The organism is Pseudarthrobacter sp. S9 (assembly GCF_050156545.1).
Classification (GTDB): domain Bacteria; phylum Actinomycetota; class Actinomycetes; order Actinomycetales; family Micrococcaceae; genus Arthrobacter.
Genome location: NZ_CP189576.1, coordinates 3,484,391 through 3,501,167, shown reverse-complemented (window position 1 = coordinate 3,501,167; position 16,777 = coordinate 3,484,391). Strand labels below are relative to the sequence as shown.

Genomic DNA, 16,777 nt, shown 5'->3' with positions numbered 1-16,777 from the left:
CGGGCTGACATTTCAGGGGTGCAGAGCAATTCTGCTGACTCCTGCGTCAGACCGAAAGCAGGTGGCACCGGAAAATATTGCGCAGTGAATGATGAGAGAGGCTACTTGGCCAACATCGCGGTCTTATGAACAGGAACTGATTTACCGCCTGCGCGATTACCGCCGGTGCACTTCCACTTTAGCACCTTCAACGTCCACGGCCAGCTTCATCACACGCCAGCCCACTTCCGGCGTGTTGCCGGCGGTGTGGGAGCCGATGAAGTCGACGATCGTCCCGGCTTCCGCTTCGCCGTTGGCGAGGACCAGCACTGTCGGGCCGGCACCGGAGACGACGGCGGCGTGCCCCGCGCCCCGCAACGCGGCGATCAGCTCCGCGCTGGGCCGCATGGCCTGGGCGCGGTAGCTCTGGTGCAGGTAGTCCTCGGTGCCGGGAAGGAGGAACTCCGGCTTCGTCGTCAGCGCGTGGATCAGCAGGGCGGCACGGCCGGAATTCATGGCCGCGGCATGGTGGCCCACCGAGGCGGGAAGCAGTGCGCGCGCGGCTTCGGTGGAAAGTTCAAAGTCCGGAACGGCGACAACCGGAATCACCGAACCAGCCACCGTCGCGCAGGTGCTGCTGTACCGGTCACTGTCCTGCCATGACAGCGCCAGTCCGCCGAAAATGGCAGGGGCGACGTTGTCGGGATGGCCTTCCATTTCGCTCGTCAGCTGCAGGATCCAGTCCTTGCCGCGCCGCGAAGCTTCCGGCACCAGCGCATTCGCGGCGGTGACGGCCGCAACCACCGCCGAGGCCGAGGAGCCCAGCCCGCGGCCATGCGGATTGACGTTGTCCGCCGTGATCCGCAGGCCTTCATGCCGGAAGCCGAGGCGGTGCAGGGCTTCCGTGATGGCCTTCACCATCAGGTGGCTCGCATCGCGGGGCAGCGATTCCGCACCTTCACCGCTGAGTTCGAATTCGAGCTCACCGCTGGCCAGGGTTTCCACCGTCAGGGTGTCGTGCAGCGAGAGGGCCAGCCCGAGGCTGTCGTAGCCGGGCCCCAGGTTGGCGCTTGTGGCGGGCACCCGCACGGTGACCAGCTGCCCGGCCGTAACTGCCGGCGAACCGGCGGTGGAATCGGCCGGGATGGTGAGGGTGGTTTCCAAGGCTATTTTTCTTCCAGTCCCAGTGCTGCGGCGACAGTGACGACGTCGTTGGAGACCTTGACGGGCTGCACGTCGCTGCCGTCCTCGGTGCGGAGGGCCCACTGCGGGTCCTTGAGTCCGTGGCCCGTCACGGTGATGACGATGGTCTTCCCGGCGGGCACTTCCCCTGCCGCGTGCTTCTTGATGAGGCCGGCGACGCCGGCGGCGGAGCCAGGTTCCACGAACACGCCTTCGCGGGCCGACAGCCAGCGGTGCGCGGACAGGATTTCCTCGTCCGTCACGGCTTCGATCACGCCGCCGGACTCGTCCCGGGCGGCAACGGCGGTGTCCCACGAGGCGGGGTTGCCGATCCGGATGGCCGTCGCGATGGTGTCGGGTTCGGTGATGGGGTGTCCGGCGACGAACGGTGCTGCTCCTGCGGCCTGGAAGCCCCACATGACCGGGGTCTTCGTGGCGACCGCTGGCAGCGTGCCGGCGGTGGCGGATTCAAACGGTGCGGAGTACTCCTTGTAGCCCTTCCAGTACGCGCTGATGTTGCCGGCGTTTCCCACCGGGAGCACGTGGAAGTCGGGGGCGTCTCCAAGGGAGTCCACCACCTCGAAGGCGCCGGTCTTCTGGCCCTCGATCCGCGCCGGGTTGACGGAGTTGACCAGGAACACCGGGTAGGACTCCCCCAGCTTGCGGGCGATGTCGAGGCAGTCGTCGAAGTTGCCGTCGACCTGCAGCAGCGTGGCGCCGTGCGCAATCGCCTGGCTCAGCTTCCCCATCGAGATCTTGCCTTCGGGCACGAGCACCGCGCACTGGAGCCCGGCCGCCGTCGCGTAGGCCGCGGCAGAGGCTGAGGTGTTTCCGGTGGAGGCGCACACCACGGCCTTGGCGCCGGCGGCAACCGCGGCCGTCATGGCCATGGTCATGCCGCGGTCCTTGAAGGAACCGGTCGGGTTCATGCCCTCGACCTTGAGGTAGACGGTGCTGCCGGTCAGCTCGGAGAGGTGCCGGGCGTGCACGAGCGGGGTGCCGCCCTCGCCCAGGGTGATGACCTTCGTGGCCTCCGTGACAGGCAGACGTTCAGCGTATTCGCGGATGACTCCGCGCCATTGGTGAGCCACTTAGACCCCTTCTACCCGCAGTACGGATGTGACGGAATTGATGATGTCCAGGCCCTTGACGGCCTCGACGGTTGCTGACAGTGCGGCCTCGCGTGCACGGTGCGTCACGATCCGCAGCTCCGCTGATTCCACCTTGGAGTCAGCATCGCGGTGGATCGTCTGCCGCATGATTTCAATGGAGACGCCGTGCTCGGCGAAGAGCTGCGCGATCCGGGCCAGGACGCCGGGCTCGTCCGCCACATCGAGGCCGATGTAGTAGCTCGTGAGGGCTGCGTCGATGGGCAGCGCGGGGACGTGCCCGGTGGTGGTTTCCGTGCGGCCGGGGCCGCCGAGGACAATGCGGCGGGCCGCGGACACGAGGTCGCCCAGTACGGCAGACGCCGTCGGGGTCCCGCCGGCGCCCTGGCCGTAGAACATCAGCTCGCCGGCGTTCTCGGCTTCGATGAAGACCGCGTTGAACGCGCCGCGGACCGCTGCCAGCGGGTGTTCCCGCGGGAGCAGTGTGGGGTGCACCCGGACCGAGACGCCAGTGTTGCCCTCGTCGTCGGTCAGTTTCTCGGCGATCGCCAGCAGCTTGATCACAAAGCCGGCGTCCTTCGCTGCGGCGATGTCCGCCGCGCTGACGGAGCTGATGCCCTCGCAGTACACATCTTCCAGGGCGAACCGGGTATGGAAGGACAGCGACGCAAGGATCGCGGCCTTGGCGGCGGCGTCATGCCCCTCGACGTCGGCGGTGGGATCGGCTTCCGCGTAGCCGAGGCGCTGGGCCTCCGCCAGGGCATCGGCGAACTGCGCGCCGGTGGAGTCCATCTGGTCGAGGATGAAGTTGGTGGTGCCGTTGACGATCCCGAGCACCCGGGTGATGCGGTCCCCGGACAGGCTGTCCCGGATGGGCCGCAGGATGGGGATCGCGCCGGCCACGGCTGCCTCGTAGGACAGCTGCACGCCGGCCTTGTCCGCTTCCTCGTAGAGGGTCGGCCCGTCCTGTGCCAGCAGCGCCTTGTTGCCGGTGACCACGCAGGCCCCGTGGCGCATGGCGGTCAGGATCAGGGTGCGGGCCGGTTCGATCCCGCCCATCAGCTCGATCACGAGGTCGGCGTCCTTGACGAGGGATTCGGCGTCGGTGGTGAACAGCTCGTGCGGCAGTTCGACGCCGCGGGGAGCGTCCACGTTCCGCACAGCGATGCCGCTCAGCTGCAGGCGGGCTCCCGTGCGGGAGGCGAGCGCTTCGGCGTCGTCAATGAGAATCCGCGCAACCTGGGCCCCGACGTTGCCACAGCCCAGAAGGGCTACCTTCAGGGTTCGCAATTCTGTCATTCAGACTCCCATGTCGCGGTTCAGCAGATCTTCTTCGGTTTCCCCGCGGACAATGAGCCGGGCAGATCCATCGCGCACAGCGACAACGCCCGGCCGGGCCAGATAGTTGTAGTTGCTTGACAGGGCCCAGCAGTAGGCGCCGGTCCCCGGTACAGCGAGCAGATCACCGGCTGCCACGTCCTCGGGCAGATATACATCTCTAACAACTATGTCGCCGCTCTCGCAATGTTTGCCCACCACTCGGGACAGCTGCGGAGCCGCGGCGGAGGTGCGCGAGGCCAGAATTGCCGAATAATCCGCGTCGTACAGCACCGGACGGGGGTTGTCGCTCATGCCGCCGTCCACTGACACATACCGGCGGGGGTACGTAACGTTTTTCCCGGCAGTTTCGTCTGTGCCGGCGGATTCTCCGGTTCCGGCCGCGGGCGCATCGACGCGGACGGTCTTGAGCGTGCCCACTTCATACAGGGTGAAGGTGGTGCTGCCGACGATCGCGCGGCCAGGTTCGATTGAAATCCGCGGGGCGGCAATGCCCAGTTCCGCGCACTTGGAACGGACGACGGCGGCCATCGCCTGCGCGATGTCGGCCGCCGGGCGCGGCGTGTCCACGGGCGTGTAGGCGATGCCGTAGCCGCCGCCCAGGTCCAGTTCGGGCAGGACGATCGTGTACTTGGCCTGCATGGCCGCCAGGAAGTCCAGCAGCTTCTCCGCGGCGAGGGCGAAGCCGTCCGGCTCGAAGATCTGGGAGCCGATGTGGCAGTGCAGGCCCAGCAGCTCGATGCTGCCGTGGCCTGCCGCCGCGGCCACAGCTTCCTCGGCTGCGGAGAGCCCGGCCTGATCGGTGGAGTCCCCGGCCATGGAGAGACCGAATTTCTGGTCCTCGTGCGCCGTGGCGATGAATTCATGGGTGTGGGCGTGCACTCCCGGAGTCAGCCGGAGCATGACCCTGGCGGTTTCATCCCGGCCGGCGGCGATCGCGGCGACCCGCTCCAGCTCGGCCAGGCTGTCCACGACGATCCGGCCCAGCTGCATGTCCAGGGCCCGGTGGATCTCGGCGTCGGACTTGTTGTTCCCATGCAGCGCGACGTCGGCGCCGGGGATCCCGGCGCGGGCCGCGACGGCGAGTTCCCCGCCGGAGGCGGTGTCCAGCCGCAGGCCCTCCTCCTCCACCCACCGGACCACGGAGGTGCACAGGAAGGACTTTCCGGCGTAGTACACGTCCACTCCCCCGCAGATGTCCGCGAACGCATTGTTGAACGCATCGCTGAACGCCCGCGCACGGGCACGGAAATCGTCCTCGCTCAGTACGAACAGGGGTGTGCCGTATTGGCGCTGCAGCTCACTGACGGACAGGCCGTCGATGGTGAGTTCGCCGTCGTCGTTCCGGGCGACACCGGCCGCCCACAGCGGTTCGTGGAGGGCATTCAGGTCAGCGGGGACCTTCAACCAGTCCGGGGCGAGCGGGGAGGCTGCCGGGTTCCCCGTGCTTGATGAGGCTGCGGTCATGGCGGTTACATCCGTTCCGGCGCCGAGACGCCCAGCAGTTCCAGTCCGTTGGCCAGCACCTGGCTCGTGGCGTCGTTGAGCCACAGCCGTGTGCGGTTGACGTCGGTAATAGGTTCCTCGCCCTGGGGCGCCACGCGGCAGGCGTCGTACCAGCGGTGGTAGGCGCCGGCGATGACTTCCAGGTGGCGGGCGACGCGGTGCGGCTCGCGCAGCTCGGCGGCCTTGGCCACGATCGAGGGGTAGCTGCCCAGGTAGGAGAGCAGCTCGTTCTCCGTCGCATGGTCCAGCAGGGAGGCGTCGAAGGCGCTGCGGTCCACCCCGGCCGCCACGGCGTTGCGGGCCGTGCCGCGGGAACGGGCGTGGGCGTACTGGACGTAAAACACCGGGTTCTCATTGCTGTGCTTCTTGAGCAGCTCCGGGTCCAGGGTCAGCGGCGAGTCGGCGGGGAAGCGTGCCAGCGAATAGCGTACGGCGTCCTTGCCCAGCCACGAGATCAGGTCCTTGAGCTCGATGATGTTGCCGGCGCGCTTGGACAGCTTGGCGCCGTTGACCGAGACCAGCTGGCCGATAAGGACCTCGATGTTGACCTCGGGATCGTCTCCGGCGCAGGCCGCGATGGCCTTGAGCCGGTTGATGTAGCCGTGGTGGTCTGCGCCCAGCAGGTAGATCTTCTCGGTGTAGCCGCGGTCCTTCTTGGACAGGTAGTACGCGGCGTCGGCGGCGAAGTACGTCGGCTCGCCGTTCGCCCGGATCATCACGCGGTCCTTGTCGTCTCCGAAGTCGGTGGTTCGCAGCCAGACCGCGCCGCCGTCGTCGAAGACGTGTCCCTGCTCCCGCAGGCGCGCGACGGCGTCTTCGATCGCGCCGGCGTCGTGGAGTTCCTGTTCGGAGAAGAAGACGTCGAAGTCGACGCCGAACTCCGCCAGGGTCTGCTTGATGTCGTGCATCTGCGCCTTGTAGGCCGCCCCGCGGATCACCGGCAGGGCCGCCACGTCGGTGAGTTCGCGGATGCCGGGGTGCTGGCTGAGCACCTCATGGCCGAGGTCCGAGATGTATTCGCCCGGGTATCCGCCCTCGGGCACGCCCCGCCCGTGGAGCCTGGACAGCACGGAGTGGGCGAAGACGTTCATCTGCGATCCGGCGTCATTGATGTAATACTCCGCAGTGACCTCCGCGCCGGAAGCCCGCAGCACCCGCGCGATCGAGTCGCCGAGGGCAGCCCAGCGGGTGTGGCCGATGTGCAGCGGCCCCGTGGGGTTGGCGGAGACGAATTCCATGTTGACCATATGCCCGGCGAGCGCGGAGTTGGTGCCGTAGGCCGGCCCCGCGTCGACAATGGCCTTGGCAAGGGTGCCCGCGGCAGCGGCGTCAACCGTGATGTTGAGGAAGCCCGGGCCTGCGATGTCGACGGCGGACACACCGTCAATGGATTTCAGCCGTGCGCTGAGGACGACGGCGAACTCCCGCGGATTGGTTCCTGCGGCCTTGGCCAGCTGGAGGGCGATGTTGGTGGCCCAGTCGCCGTGATCCCTGTTCTTCGGCCGCTCGACGCGGACCTCATCCGGGATGTCGGCCGCGACAAGGGCGATTTCACCGGCGGCGACGGCGTCCTTCAGGCAGGCGGATATGGCGAGGGAGAGTTCTTCTGGGGTCACAGTTCTAGCCTACCGGTGGGCCCGCGGTGTGGCGGAATCTGGCCGCCGGCATGACGGGCGGGCATGTCGGGTGTGCATGACGGGTGTACATGACGGGCCAGCGGCGTCGGGGAACTTCCAAGGTTTTCAAAGGCGCAAGCCAGAGTGAACCGTTACCCTGAAGTCAACGTCGTCATCGGTGTAACCGCCTTCAGCCGCTGCCCCCGTCCGATCTTCGCCAACGAATCGAGTCCCTGCATGAATACCGCCTTCCGTAAGAGCGTCCTCGTTGGCATCGCCGGCCTGTCCGTGGCCGGAACCGCGGCCGGGTGCGCCCCGGCGTAGACTCCCGCCGCACAGGGTGCCCCCGCCGCGCAGTCGTCCGCGCCTGCCGGCGCCGGATCCGGCGTCTACAAGGACGGCACCTACAGCGCCGACGGCAACTACGTCTCCCCCAACGGCAGGGAGACCGTGGGTGTGGAGCTGACCCTGGCCGGCGGGGCCGTGTCCGACGTCAAGATCACCCAGCACCCCTCCAATCCGAATACACGGAAATTCCAGGGCGAGTTCGCCGGCGGGATCAAGTCCCAGATTGTCGGCAAGAAACTCGACGAGATCAAGGTCTCCAAAGTGGCCGGGTCCTCGCTGACCAGCGGCGGTTTCAACCAGGCCGTGACCAAGATCAAGTCCCAGGCCCAGTAGCCCGGATAGCAGTAGACGGGCCGCGACGAGCGGCCTGCGACCACCGGGCCCAGTCAAAGGAGAAAACGTGCCGCATCCGGGCTGGACGCATTTCAGCTTCGACGGGATCGGGACCCGCTGGGAGATCTCCACTCCTTCCCGCCTGCCCGGCAGCCACCGCCGTCGTTTGCTTGGCGCGGTGGCGGACTACGACGCCGCCTGGTCCCGCTTCCGGCCGGATTCCCGCGTGGCGGCCGCCGCCCGGACGCCCGGACACTATGAACTTCCCGCCGAAGCGGCAGCCCTCGGGGAGCTCTACGTCACGCTGTACCGGCTCAGCGGCGGGGCCATGACTCCGCTGATCGGCGGCAGCCTGGAGCAGCTTGGCTACGATGCCGGGTACTCCCTGCGCCCCAATGGCCCCCCGCTGCCCGCCCCGCGGTGGGAGGACGTCCTGGACTGGCAGGGAACCGAGGTGACCACCACCGCCCCCGTGGTGATCGACGTCGGCGCGGCCGGAAAGGGACAGCTGGCCGATTTGCTCTCGGCCGAGCTCCGCGCCGGCGGGATCGTCGAGCACTTCATCGACGCCAGCGGGGACCTCCTGAACCCGGGACCGGCGCCGGTTGAGGTGGCCCTGGAACATCCCTACGATCCCGGCAGGGCGATCGGTACCGTCCGGCTCGGCGCGGGAGCCTTGTGCGCCTCCGCCGCCAACCGCCGGGCCTGGGGTGACGGGCTCCATCATGTCCTGGACGGCACCACGGGAGCGCCGGTGCGCACCGTCGTCGCCAGCTGGGCCATGGCAAAGACGGCGATGGTGGCAGACGCGCTCGCCACCGCCCTGTTCTTTGTCGAGGGTGCCCGGCTGCTGCAGGAGTTCGATTTCGCGTGGCTCACCGTCTTCTCGGACGGGCACGCGGAGTATTCAGCCGATTTTGAAGGGGCGCTGTTCTCATGACCGCACTTGCCACGACTACCATCGGCTCGAGGGTGGACACCGCGCTGGGCCGGTTCACGATGTACCGGCTTGTGCTGTGGGTCCTCGCCGTGCTCGCCGGCTACAGCATGCTGCTGGACGTGCTCGGCTGGCTGACCTTCGGGCTGCCCGAGATGATCGCGCACCTGGCCCTCTGCCTCGGCCTGGCGTACGCCTCCAACCGGGCACTGGCCGCGCTGTTCCACGTGCGCCCGCACTCGGAGTCCTCCCTGATCACGGGCCTGCTGCTGTACTTCCTTTTCTGGCCCAGCCAGTTGTCGCAAGGCGTGCAGCTGCCGGAACTCGCCGGCGTGGCGCTGGCCTGCGTGCTGGCCTCCGCCTCCAAGTACGCACTGGCCTGGCGTGGCCGCCACATCTTCAATCCTGCGGCGGCCGGCGCGTTCCTTGCCGGACTGACCGGGCTGAACATCGCCACGTGGTGGGCCGCGACGCCGGCCATGCTCTGGCTTGTGCTGCCGGGCGTGCTGCTGGTGCTGTACCGGATCCGGAAGCTGCTGATGGCAGCCGTCTTCACGGTCGTCGCCGTATCCCTCGTGGCGGCGGAGCTCCTCCGCGCCGGTTCGGAGCTCGGCGAGGCCGTGTGGCAGCCCCTCGCGCAGCGTCCCGTGCTGTTCTTCGTGGGATTCATGCTCACCGAGCCGCTCACCTTGCCTCCGCGCCGCTGGCAGCAACTGGCCCTGGCCGCCGTCGTCGGGCTGCTGTTCGCGATCCCCTACAACCTGGGATTCGTGGCCAACTCCCCCGAACTGGCGCTGCTGGTGGGGAACCTCCTGGCCTTCGCCGCCGGACAGCGCGGCGGCATCCGGCTGCGCTTCGAGGGTTTGCGGCCGTTGACGCCGACGACGACGGAATTCCGCTTCCAGCCGGAGCGCCCGGTCCGTTTCAGCGCGGGACAGTACCTGGAACTGCACCTGCCGCATACCAAGGCCGTCGGCGGCCCTGACGGAAAGGGCGTGCGCCGTGTCTTCAGCCTGACCAGCGCGCCGGGCTCCCCCGTCCTGACGATCGGGGTCGGGACCGCCGGCCCGCTGTCCTCGGCCAAGCGCACGCTTCTGGCCCTGGAGGCCGGTGACGAACTCACTGCCACAACCGTGGGCGGCGACTTTGTCCTGCCCAGGAACTCCGCCGCGCCCGTGCTGCTGATTGCCGCCGGAATCGGCATCACGCCCTATCTGGCCCAGCTGGCCGCCGCTTCGGCACGGGACCGCGATGTTGTCCTGCTGTATCTGGCCAGGAATGCCGCCGAGCTCGCCTACGCCGAGGAGCTCGAACGCTCCGGCGCACGCATCCTGGCCCGGCTCGCGGACGGCGCCGTGCCGCCGGCCTTCATGCAGGACGTGGGTGCCGTCGCGGGGACGGCCGTGGCAGGGACGGCTGTGGCAGGAACGCCAGCCGCCGCCGGACGGCCCGCCCGTCTGGACGGGGCGCTGCTGAAGGAACTGGTGCCGGATGTCGGCCGCCGGGAGGTTTTCGTGTCCGGTTCACCGGCCAGCGTGCGCTCCCTTCGGGCCGCGGCACGCAGCGCGGGCGCGCGCCGGATCCACGTGGACTCCTTTGCGGGCTACTGAACAGGCTGGGGCGCGCCGATTTTCCATTGGAGCCCACCTTCCTGATAAGCTCTAGGACGTCCCGCCGGTAACGGCAGGATCTCTGACTGCCCTCGTAGCTCAGGGGATAGAGCGTCTGCCTCCGGAGCAGAAGGTCGTTGGTTCGATTCCAATCGAGGGCACAGTAGAAAACCCCGTCACTTCAAGGAAGTGGCGGGGTTTTTGCTGGTCAGCTTGACAGGGCGGAAGGTCTATACATTCCCTCCGATTCTCCTCATTTCCCCGACTGGGTGTCACTTTTGTGTCACCTGCGGCGAGCTGGGCATCGTGCGCCCAGCCCGTCTGCCGGCGTCGGGCCAAGACCTCCCGCGAACGTATCAGTCGCGAGGCGATGTCCGGTGTTCCCGTCACACCCCAACCAGCACACGATCGGAAATGCCGGGTCTGCGGTTTCCTGTCACCACGACTGCAATGCAGCGATGAATGGAGCGGATAGCCAAGAACCGGCGCGGGGGAACCAAGCGGCATCCGAGAGGAAGCGTCTGCGCCGAGCGTGGGGCACCCACGAACCGGGTCACGTGCGGTGCTGACTCATGCCAGCGGGCAATACGCCGTTAGCGGGATGTACTGCATGGGAGTCGGGGATGAATTGTTCGTTCTGCGGCCAGGCTCACAGTCTCCTGTGTTGCGCTTCGATCCCTGCGATGCGCCGGTACAGGGTCGCCCTGGACATGCCCAGATCACGTGCCACCTGGATTGGCGGTTCGCCGCCTGCGATGAGGCGACGGGCGTTTTCGATCTGGCTGTTGGTGAACCGTTCCCGGCGTCCGCCGAGATCTTTGCCGCCGGCCCGCCGTTTGCCGACACGTAGGGAGTTGGCACTTCAGGACAGCTTCGGGAGTGTGTCTAGGCAGGCGGTTCGCCGCCGACGTGGGCGAAGGTCTTGTTGACGATCTTCCAGGTTCCCTCGATGCGGCAAAGACTGAGGAAGTCGACAAAGGACACCGTCCCCCAATAGCCCTCTTCGAGAACGGTCGCGGTCGCTACGTCTCCGACGTGTGTGATCGAGAGGATCCGGCTCTTGTAGTTACCGGTGTCGGCGGGACCTTCGGCTGCCATGTCGAAGAGGGCCTGGATTGGCACGTCGTAGCGGGTGCCAGCGAGGTCGCCGAACATCCGGGCGTCCTGATGAAACGCTTCCTGCAACTTGGCGACATCCCCCTTTGCCTCACCATCAAGGCAAAGTTGGACTACGTCTCGGATCGCGTCGTAGTTATCGACCGACAACTCCGAAGTTGCTTCCATATCAGATGATGTCAACATGATTCCCACTTTAGCGCTTCCAGTGGTGAAGCCGTGAGCGTACACCCGCGCGGCAGGGGAGACGAGGACGATTCCTGATCGATCCCGGCACATGAGGGCGTGCGATAATGCCGGTTACAGGCGGTGCGTCGAGCTCCGTCACGCGGCCTCCTCGAGCAGCGGGGGGAACCTTGAAGGGGCCCGTTCCATAACGGGAACGGCAACCGGTGATCGGTGGCAGCCCTCGGCCACCGGCCCTATGGTCACCGCAAGCGATCGATCTGCACGGCACGATTGCGCTGATTTACCGGCCGTCAGCCGCTCATCGACTTGCGCGCCGGACGACTGCCCCGCTGGCGCCCGCCGGAAAGTACGAAGCTCGCTGCTTCTCCAAGCGCCGCAGCTCCCAGTTGAACGGGATCCGGGCGGCCTTCTGTTTGTTGTGCCGCGAGCACAACACTTGGCCATTCGCGACCGTCGTGCTGCCTCCCTTCGAGTGCGGGTGGACGTGGTCGGCATGCAGCTTCTCGGTTTCCTTGCACCGGCCGAACAGGAAACTGTGTCGCTCACACCGTGCGTCGGCACGGGAAAAGATTGCCGCACGATCCGCGCCACTGAATCGACGTAAAGGGTCGAGTCCTGCAACAGCGATTGGTGCCCACCTGATTGCGCGGTAGATGCGAGCCATCACCCACACGATGAACATGCAGAACACCGCACCAAGCCAGGGCGACGACGTCGCTGCCAGCCACATCCCGTGCCCCGCCGAGCCGAAGATCGTGCCGATCGGATTCATAGTCCAGGAGCGTGACGGCGTCGGCGCCGAAGCGTGCACGGGCACCATCAGAGCCACAGCACCCGCCGGTGTCTAACAAGACTGTCCGAAACTCGGGGTGTCGGTAACGGTGAGTGCGCCGATTTCCGGAGGTGCTGTCACCAGCCCCGGCGCCCGCAGGAAGGTCTACTTTCTCCGCGTTCAGCCCCAGAGTGCACACATCGGAATAGCCCAGACCCGCTCAGCTAGCTCGTACACCTGGCTTCCGCTGTGGACTACCGCGCCGGCTGCGAAGTCGGTCCCGATCTCGTCGGCGAGCCAGCGCAGATGCCGAGCGTCGCACGCATCCGGTGCAGCGCCCGCTTTGAACTCGAGACCCAGGACCCGGCCCGCCGACAGTTCGACCACGAGGTCGACCTCCTGGCGCCCGGCTCGGGTGCGCAGATGCCTGATCTGAGGCTTCGGAAAAATCAGGGCTGCCTCGGGTCGCATTTGGGCTAACCCGAACGCGTCGAAGATCCGCCCCAGCATGTCCACGTCGCGCAGAACTGCGTCGGGAGTCATGCGGGTGGCCGCGGCAGCCAGGGCCGGGTCGACCACGTAACGCTTTCTGGCTTGCACGAGGGACTTGAGCCGGTTGTTCGACCAAGCGGGCACCTGCTCGACGACGTAAAGACTCTCCAGCAGCCGGTCGTAGCTGGCCGCGGTCTTCGCGTTCACCCCCGCCCCCTCGTACAGCGACAGGTCCGTGGGCATGCCGGCAATGTTCAGGGAGACCTTTTCGAAGTATCGGCGCAGCCGGACCGGGTCTTTGCGTTGCTCGACCGTGGCGGCGTCGCGGGTGAGCAAGTCGTCCAGGTAGCTGGACAACCACGTTTGGCGACCCTGGGGCGTGCGGTCGCGGTACGCCAACTCAGGGAAGGCACCGCGCAGCGCCAAGGCGACGTACCCGTCAATGTCCGGAACCTCAGCGGGCAGCGGGAAGAGTGCGTCGACGTCCTCGCCTCGCGTCCTGGCGTCACCGGCGTCCGCCAAGCGCGTCAGGAACGAGGGTCGCTGTGCGAGCTCGACCTCGAGCACCTCGCGTTCGGTGAGCTGCACATTTGGATTATGGAAGTTCCGCCACGATACTCATGGCCAGCATGCAGGAGCTGTAGTGATCCACAGGCGTCGGAGGGGGCGGTCCAGCTCCCGTTTGATGGTGGAGGGCTGACGGCCCAGTTCACGGGCCACCCGGCGCATGGAATGTCCCAGCTCCAAGAGGTCGGCGATCTGCACCCGTTCCCGGACATCGAGGTAGCGGCCGGCCGCTGACGACGGGGGCTTGAGGGAGGGGATCTGGTAGTTGGTGGCGCGCCGGAGCAACGTGCCTGTTCGCCTATGCATACCGAGAAGTCTGCATGCTTCGGCGTTGCTTTTGCCCTCGCGCATCAGCTGCTAGTACTTCTTGGCCCGTTCGGTACGTCGCTGTTGCGCCTCGGAAACCGTTGAGGCCAGTACCTGATCCGCGTATCGGTTCGACGACCAGACGGCTGCGTGCTGGGCCGCCGCTGCGGCATTCCGTTCCTTGGCCAGTCGGGCGAGGCGTTCGTGTCGAAGCTGCGGCAGCGCTGATCTGTCAACCGCAGAAGCGCTTGGCAACGCTTCAGGGTGACCTTCGAATCCCGGAGCTGGTTGAACCGCACGTGGAGCCACCGATACGCGGTCGAACGGCTCACACCGCTGGCCAGGCCCGACTGTTCAAGGCTGTTGCCACCCTCAAACGTGGCCCAGAATATGGCTTCGTCCTCGACACTTGCCTGAAGATGGTGGCGACCAGTGTCACCGCTGACTGCCGTTTCCCACGCTGGGAGCCGGGACGTCGTGAACCCAATCGCCGCCGTCGCTCCGGCCGGACTCGATCCATCGCGGCGCAACCGCAGATAACTTTCAAGCAACCAGCGGCGTCCGACCTCTTTGTCGATACCGGCCGCACGGGCGGAGGGTTTGAGGGCTCTTCGTGGTTGGTGGGGAATTGATTCCGTGTCGTAGCTGAAAAAAGGGCCCGTGGCCCTGCTGGGATGAGTGTGTCTAAGCATTCAACCTGGAACAGGACCACGAGCCTTGAACGAGCCTACCGGGGCGGCAGCCGACGCTGCCACCACCCTTTTCAACCTGCCCGATTACCGCGTGATCTCCACCACCCTGACGGATGATGGCCGGCGCCGGGTCATCGTCGAAAGCGAGCAGCCACCGGGCTGCCCCAGCTGCGGCGTGGTCGCGTCACGGCGGAAGGAACGCCGGTTCCAGCGGATCCGTGACATCCCCGTCGCCGGTCCCGTGGATGTCTTCTGGTCCAAGTACCGTTGGTACTGCGAGGAGCCGGCCTGTGACAGGCTCTCGTTCTTCGAATCCACCGCCCAGGTCCCGGCCCGTGCCCGCTCCACGGGCAGGCTCCGGGACCACCTCGTGGACGCGGTCATCCGTTCCGGGCGGACCGTGTCCGAGACTGCCGCCGCGTTCGCGGTGTCCTGGTGGATGGTCCGTGCCGCCCTGAACGAAGCCTGCCTGCTGCGGCTGCCGGATGTGGATGAGCTCAGTCCCCGGATGCTGGGCATCGATGAGCACCGGTTCCGGTCGGTGCGCTACTTCCAGGACCCGGAGTCGAAGACCTGGACGAGGTTCGAGCCCTGGATGACGACCATCGTGGACCTGGATACCGGCCAGGTGCTGGGCGTGGTCGATGGCCGGGACCACAAGGGCGTCGGCGACTGGCTGTTCGCCCGCCCGCTGGCCTGGCGGCTGGCCGTGCAGGTCGTCGCGATCGACCCTTCCGCGGCGTTCCGGAAGGCGTTGAGGATGTGGCTGCCCCGCACGGCTGTGGCCGTCGATCCTTTCCATCTGGTCTCTCTGGCCAACCAGGCGATGACCGAGGCCCGGCAGAACCTCTCCCAGCAGGTCAAGGGCCGCCGCGGCCGGGCCGTGGACAAGGCCTGGGCGCACCGGATGCTGCTGCTGCGGGCCGGTGACACACTCACGGAAAAGGCAGGGCACCGCCTGACGGAGGTCTTCGCCGCGGACGATCCGACCGGCACCCTCCAGACAGTGTGGAAGGTCAAGGAACAGATGCGGGCACTGCTGCGCACCGGGACGCTGGCTGGCGCGGAAGCGGCCAGGGAAGAACTGAAGGTCCTCGTCGAAGCAGCCGCCAGACCCGAAACCAACAGGCTCTACCGCACCGTGTGCAAATGGTGGCCGGAGATCGAAGTCCTCATCGTCACCGGCGCAACAACGGGCAAGGTGGAGGCCAACAACACGACCATCAAAAATATCAAACGCACCGCCCGCGGCTACCGCAACGCCGCCAACTACAAATCGGTTATCCTCATGAGAAGTGCCGTCCGGACGGCGGCATGACACTCATCCGGGAATCCATTTCCCCACGAACCACCAAGAGCCGGTTTGAGACCATTTCCCTGCTTGATTGAGGCCAGAAACCGGATACCTGCTGGAGAAGAAGAACTCAAATACATATCGAATCACCTTGAAATAGGTGTTGTTTCGATCGACAGAATCCCGCGGGCCACAAACGACACACTAATCTGAGCCCGTAGCGTACGATTTTTTCCGTTTTCGGAAACGTATCACTAACAGGGTAGAACGTTACATAGGCGAGTACACGGCAAGTATTACAAAATGAGCTCCGTGTTTCCGCGCCTTTTCAGACATGCCCAGGAGTGTCTTGCGAACGAACGTAAGTCGACACTCAGTCAACCCGTGGCGCTACTTTAAGCGCTTTAGCCGCTGTTGGGGCATTGACGGCGGGCTCAGCCGGCCCGGTTCGGGGACCCGGGCTGAAGCCGGGCTGACGATGCGGCGGGACCACTCAGTGGCGCAGTGGTTTGAGGGCTCCGGCCCAGGCGATGACCTGATCGAAGACCTGTCCCAGGCCTTGCACCGCCCGGGGCGAGGGGGTGAAGGTGGTGTAGTTTTCGAACTCCGTGGCCAAAGGCAAGGCGACCTGCGCGCGGACATCGGCCATCTGCAGCTCCGCGGCGATGAGCCGTAGGTGTTCCACCGCCCGGGTTCCCCGCTGCCGCCGTAACTGACGAACCCCGCCGCTTTGTTGTTCCACTCCAGGTAGAGGAAATCCAGGGCGTTCTTCAGCGCCCCGGGTACGGAGTGGTTGTACTCGGCGGTGACGAAAACGTACCCGTCGAAGGACCCGATGATCTCGGCCCAGGCCTTGGTGTGCTCGTGACGGTATTGCCCGAGTGATGGCGGGAGCGGTTCATCCAGCAGCGGAAGCCCGAAGTCGGCCACGTCGATGAGTTCGAACTGCGCATCCGTGCGTTTTGCCGCCTGTTCATACACCCAGTCGGCGACGGCGTTTCCTCTCCGGCCCGGGCGGGTGCTTCCGAGCACGACGGCTATCCTCAGCATCAAGTCCCGTCTCCCGTCGTCCGTGGGACTCTTCATCCGGTTAAACACTGGGAGACGGCCGCTTCTTCCCCGGAGACCGGGGCCCGCCGCTCCTTCACCGCCACAAGAACCGGCGTCGTTCTCCCGGCCGCCCTTGCCCTGGCAGTCCCGCGTCTGGAACCGCAAGGTCGTGCCGCCCCGCAGACAAAACCGAACTCAAGGAAATAAACGAGAACATCAGCGGCCCGCAGGCCGGGGAGCGTGAATCCGGGCCAAGCGGGTGCCCCGGGATCCTCTTCCGCTGAGGTCAAAGCCGATTATGTCAATTTGCTCGTGGTTCGGCAGATCCTCAGCATCCACAT

14 protein-coding genes, 1 tRNA gene and 3 pseudogenes are annotated in these 16,777 nt (G+C 66.3%); 6 read left to right on the top strand and 12 right to left on the bottom strand.

Annotation, left to right across the window (positions count from 1 at the left end):
* Positions 1 to 156 precede the first annotated feature (156 nt).
* The 5 genes from thrB to argS are packed head-to-tail and all read right to left on the bottom strand — an operon-like array spanning position 157 to position 6,730.
* Entirely contained in the window at positions 157 to 1,143 is a 987-nt protein-coding gene (thrB, locus tag ACQCSY_RS16840) for a homoserine kinase (protein WP_427130554.1), read from the bottom strand.
* A gap of 2 nt (positions 1,144 to 1,145) precedes the next feature.
* On the bottom strand, positions 1,146 to 2,252 hold the full coding sequence (thrC, locus tag ACQCSY_RS16835; RefSeq protein WP_427130552.1) for a threonine synthase: 1,107 nt from the start codon (positions 2,250 to 2,252) through the stop codon (positions 1,146 to 1,148).
* Positions 2,253 to 3,569 carry a homoserine dehydrogenase gene (locus ACQCSY_RS16830; RefSeq protein ID WP_427130550.1) on the bottom strand — a complete coding sequence of 439 codons (1,317 nt, stop codon included), beginning with the start codon at positions 3,567 to 3,569 and terminating at the stop codon, positions 2,253 to 2,255.
* Positions 3,570 to 5,075, bottom strand: a complete 1,506-nt coding sequence (gene lysA / locus ACQCSY_RS16825) for a diaminopimelate decarboxylase (protein ID WP_427130548.1) — start codon at positions 5,073 to 5,075, stop codon at positions 3,570 to 3,572.
* A 5-nt stretch (positions 5,076 to 5,080) separates the two neighbouring features.
* On the bottom strand, positions 5,081 to 6,730 hold the full coding sequence (gene argS, locus ACQCSY_RS16820) for an arginine--tRNA ligase (protein WP_427130547.1): 1,650 nt from the start codon (positions 6,728 to 6,730) through the stop codon (positions 5,081 to 5,083).
* 237 nt (positions 6,731 to 6,967) lie between these two features.
* Here argS and ACQCSY_RS16815 point away from each other — a divergent pair.
* The 4 genes and pseudogenes from ACQCSY_RS16815 to ACQCSY_RS16800 all read left to right on the top strand — a co-directional run bounded on the left by ACQCSY_RS16815 (position 6,968) and on the right by ACQCSY_RS16800 (position 10,119).
* Positions 6,968 to 7,411 (top strand): annotated as a pseudogene (locus tag ACQCSY_RS16815) (FMN-binding protein).
* 67 nt (positions 7,412 to 7,478) lie between these two features.
* Complete coding sequence (locus ACQCSY_RS16810; protein WP_427130545.1) at positions 7,479 to 8,351, top strand: FAD:protein FMN transferase; 873 nt, start codon at positions 7,479 to 7,481, stop codon at positions 8,349 to 8,351.
* Positions 8,348 to 9,958, top strand: a complete 1,611-nt coding sequence (locus ACQCSY_RS16805; protein WP_427130543.1) for a ferredoxin--NADP reductase — start codon at positions 8,348 to 8,350, stop codon at positions 9,956 to 9,958. The genes ACQCSY_RS16810 and ACQCSY_RS16805 overlap by 4 nt, the downstream gene beginning before the upstream one ends.
* Before the next feature lie 88 nt (positions 9,959 to 10,046).
* Positions 10,047 to 10,119: transfer RNA gene (locus tag ACQCSY_RS16800), tRNA-Arg, on the top strand.
* Between the two features lie 488 nt (positions 10,120 to 10,607).
* On the opposite strand, the pseudogene ACQCSY_RS16795 reads toward ACQCSY_RS16800, so the two are convergent.
* The 3 genes and pseudogenes from ACQCSY_RS16795 to ACQCSY_RS16785 form a co-directional block, all read right to left on the bottom strand.
* Positions 10,608 to 10,802: pseudogene (locus ACQCSY_RS16795) on the bottom strand (helix-turn-helix domain-containing protein); the annotation flags it as partial.
* A gap of 41 nt (positions 10,803 to 10,843) precedes the next feature.
* Entirely contained in the window at positions 10,844 to 11,260 is a 417-nt protein-coding gene (locus tag ACQCSY_RS16790; protein WP_427130541.1) for a nuclear transport factor 2 family protein, read from the bottom strand.
* Between the two features lie 301 nt (positions 11,261 to 11,561).
* A complete protein-coding gene (locus ACQCSY_RS16785) occupies positions 11,562 to 11,927 on the bottom strand; it encodes an HNH endonuclease (RefSeq protein WP_427135893.1) in 366 nt (121 codons plus the stop codon).
* Between ACQCSY_RS16785 and ACQCSY_RS16780 the strand changes: the two genes are divergently transcribed.
* Complete coding sequence (locus ACQCSY_RS16780) at positions 11,917 to 12,111, top strand: hypothetical protein (RefSeq protein ID WP_427136030.1); 195 nt, start codon at positions 11,917 to 11,919, stop codon at positions 12,109 to 12,111. The genes ACQCSY_RS16785 and ACQCSY_RS16780 overlap by 11 nt on opposite strands.
* A 104-nt stretch (positions 12,112 to 12,215) precedes the next feature.
* Here ACQCSY_RS16780 and ACQCSY_RS16775 read toward each other — a convergent pair whose 3' ends face one another.
* A complete protein-coding gene (locus ACQCSY_RS16775; protein ID WP_427130539.1) occupies positions 12,216 to 13,115 on the bottom strand; it encodes an ATP-binding protein in 900 nt (299 codons plus the stop codon).
* A gap of 30 nt (positions 13,116 to 13,145) precedes the next feature.
* Positions 13,146 to 13,400 carry a helix-turn-helix domain-containing protein gene (locus tag ACQCSY_RS16770; RefSeq protein WP_427130538.1) on the bottom strand — a complete coding sequence of 85 codons (255 nt, stop codon included), beginning with the start codon at positions 13,398 to 13,400 and terminating at the stop codon, positions 13,146 to 13,148.
* 717 nt (positions 13,401 to 14,117) lie between these two features.
* Here ACQCSY_RS16770 and ACQCSY_RS16765 point away from each other — a divergent pair.
* A complete protein-coding gene (locus tag ACQCSY_RS16765) occupies positions 14,118 to 15,410 on the top strand; it encodes an ISL3 family transposase (protein ID WP_427130536.1) in 1,293 nt (430 codons plus the stop codon).
* A gap of 469 nt (positions 15,411 to 15,879) precedes the next feature.
* Here the strand turns inward: ACQCSY_RS16765 and ACQCSY_RS16760 are convergent, their stop codons facing one another.
* Together ACQCSY_RS16760 and ACQCSY_RS16755 are read right to left on the bottom strand one after the other, a co-directional pair.
* Positions 15,880 to 16,071 (bottom strand): hypothetical protein, encoded by a 192-nt coding sequence (locus tag ACQCSY_RS16760; protein WP_427136028.1) that lies wholly within the window; start codon positions 16,069 to 16,071, stop codon positions 15,880 to 15,882.
* Between the two features lie 62 nt (positions 16,072 to 16,133).
* A pseudogene (locus ACQCSY_RS16755) lies at positions 16,134 to 16,436 on the bottom strand (NADPH-dependent FMN reductase); the annotation flags it as partial.
* Positions 16,437 to 16,777 lie beyond the last annotated feature (341 nt).

What these genes read in the sequence shown, in the direction of transcription:
- ACQCSY_RS16790 (WP_427130541.1), bottom strand. Translation starts at nt 11,260, where the DNA reads ATGTTGACATCATCTGATATGGAAGCAACTTCGGAGTTGTCGGTCGAT.
- ACQCSY_RS16770 (WP_427130538.1), bottom strand. Translation starts at nt 13,400, where the DNA reads ATGCATAGGCGAACAGGCACGTTGCTCCGGCGCGCCACCAACTACCAG.
- ACQCSY_RS16805 (WP_427130543.1), top strand. Translation starts at nt 8,348, where the DNA reads ATGACCGCACTTGCCACGACTACCATCGGCTCGAGGGTGGACACCGCG.
- ACQCSY_RS16780 (WP_427136030.1), top strand. Translation starts at nt 11,917, where the DNA reads ATGCGAGCCATCACCCACACGATGAACATGCAGAACACCGCACCAAGC.
- ACQCSY_RS16785 (WP_427135893.1), bottom strand. Translation starts at nt 11,927, where the DNA reads ATGGCTCGCATCTACCGCGCAATCAGGTGGGCACCAATCGCTGTTGCA.
- ACQCSY_RS16830 (WP_427130550.1), bottom strand. Translation starts at nt 3,569, where the DNA reads ATGACAGAATTGCGAACCCTGAAGGTAGCCCTTCTGGGCTGTGGCAAC.
- lysA (WP_427130548.1), bottom strand. Translation starts at nt 5,075, where the DNA reads ATGACCGCAGCCTCATCAAGCACGGGGAACCCGGCAGCCTCCCCGCTC.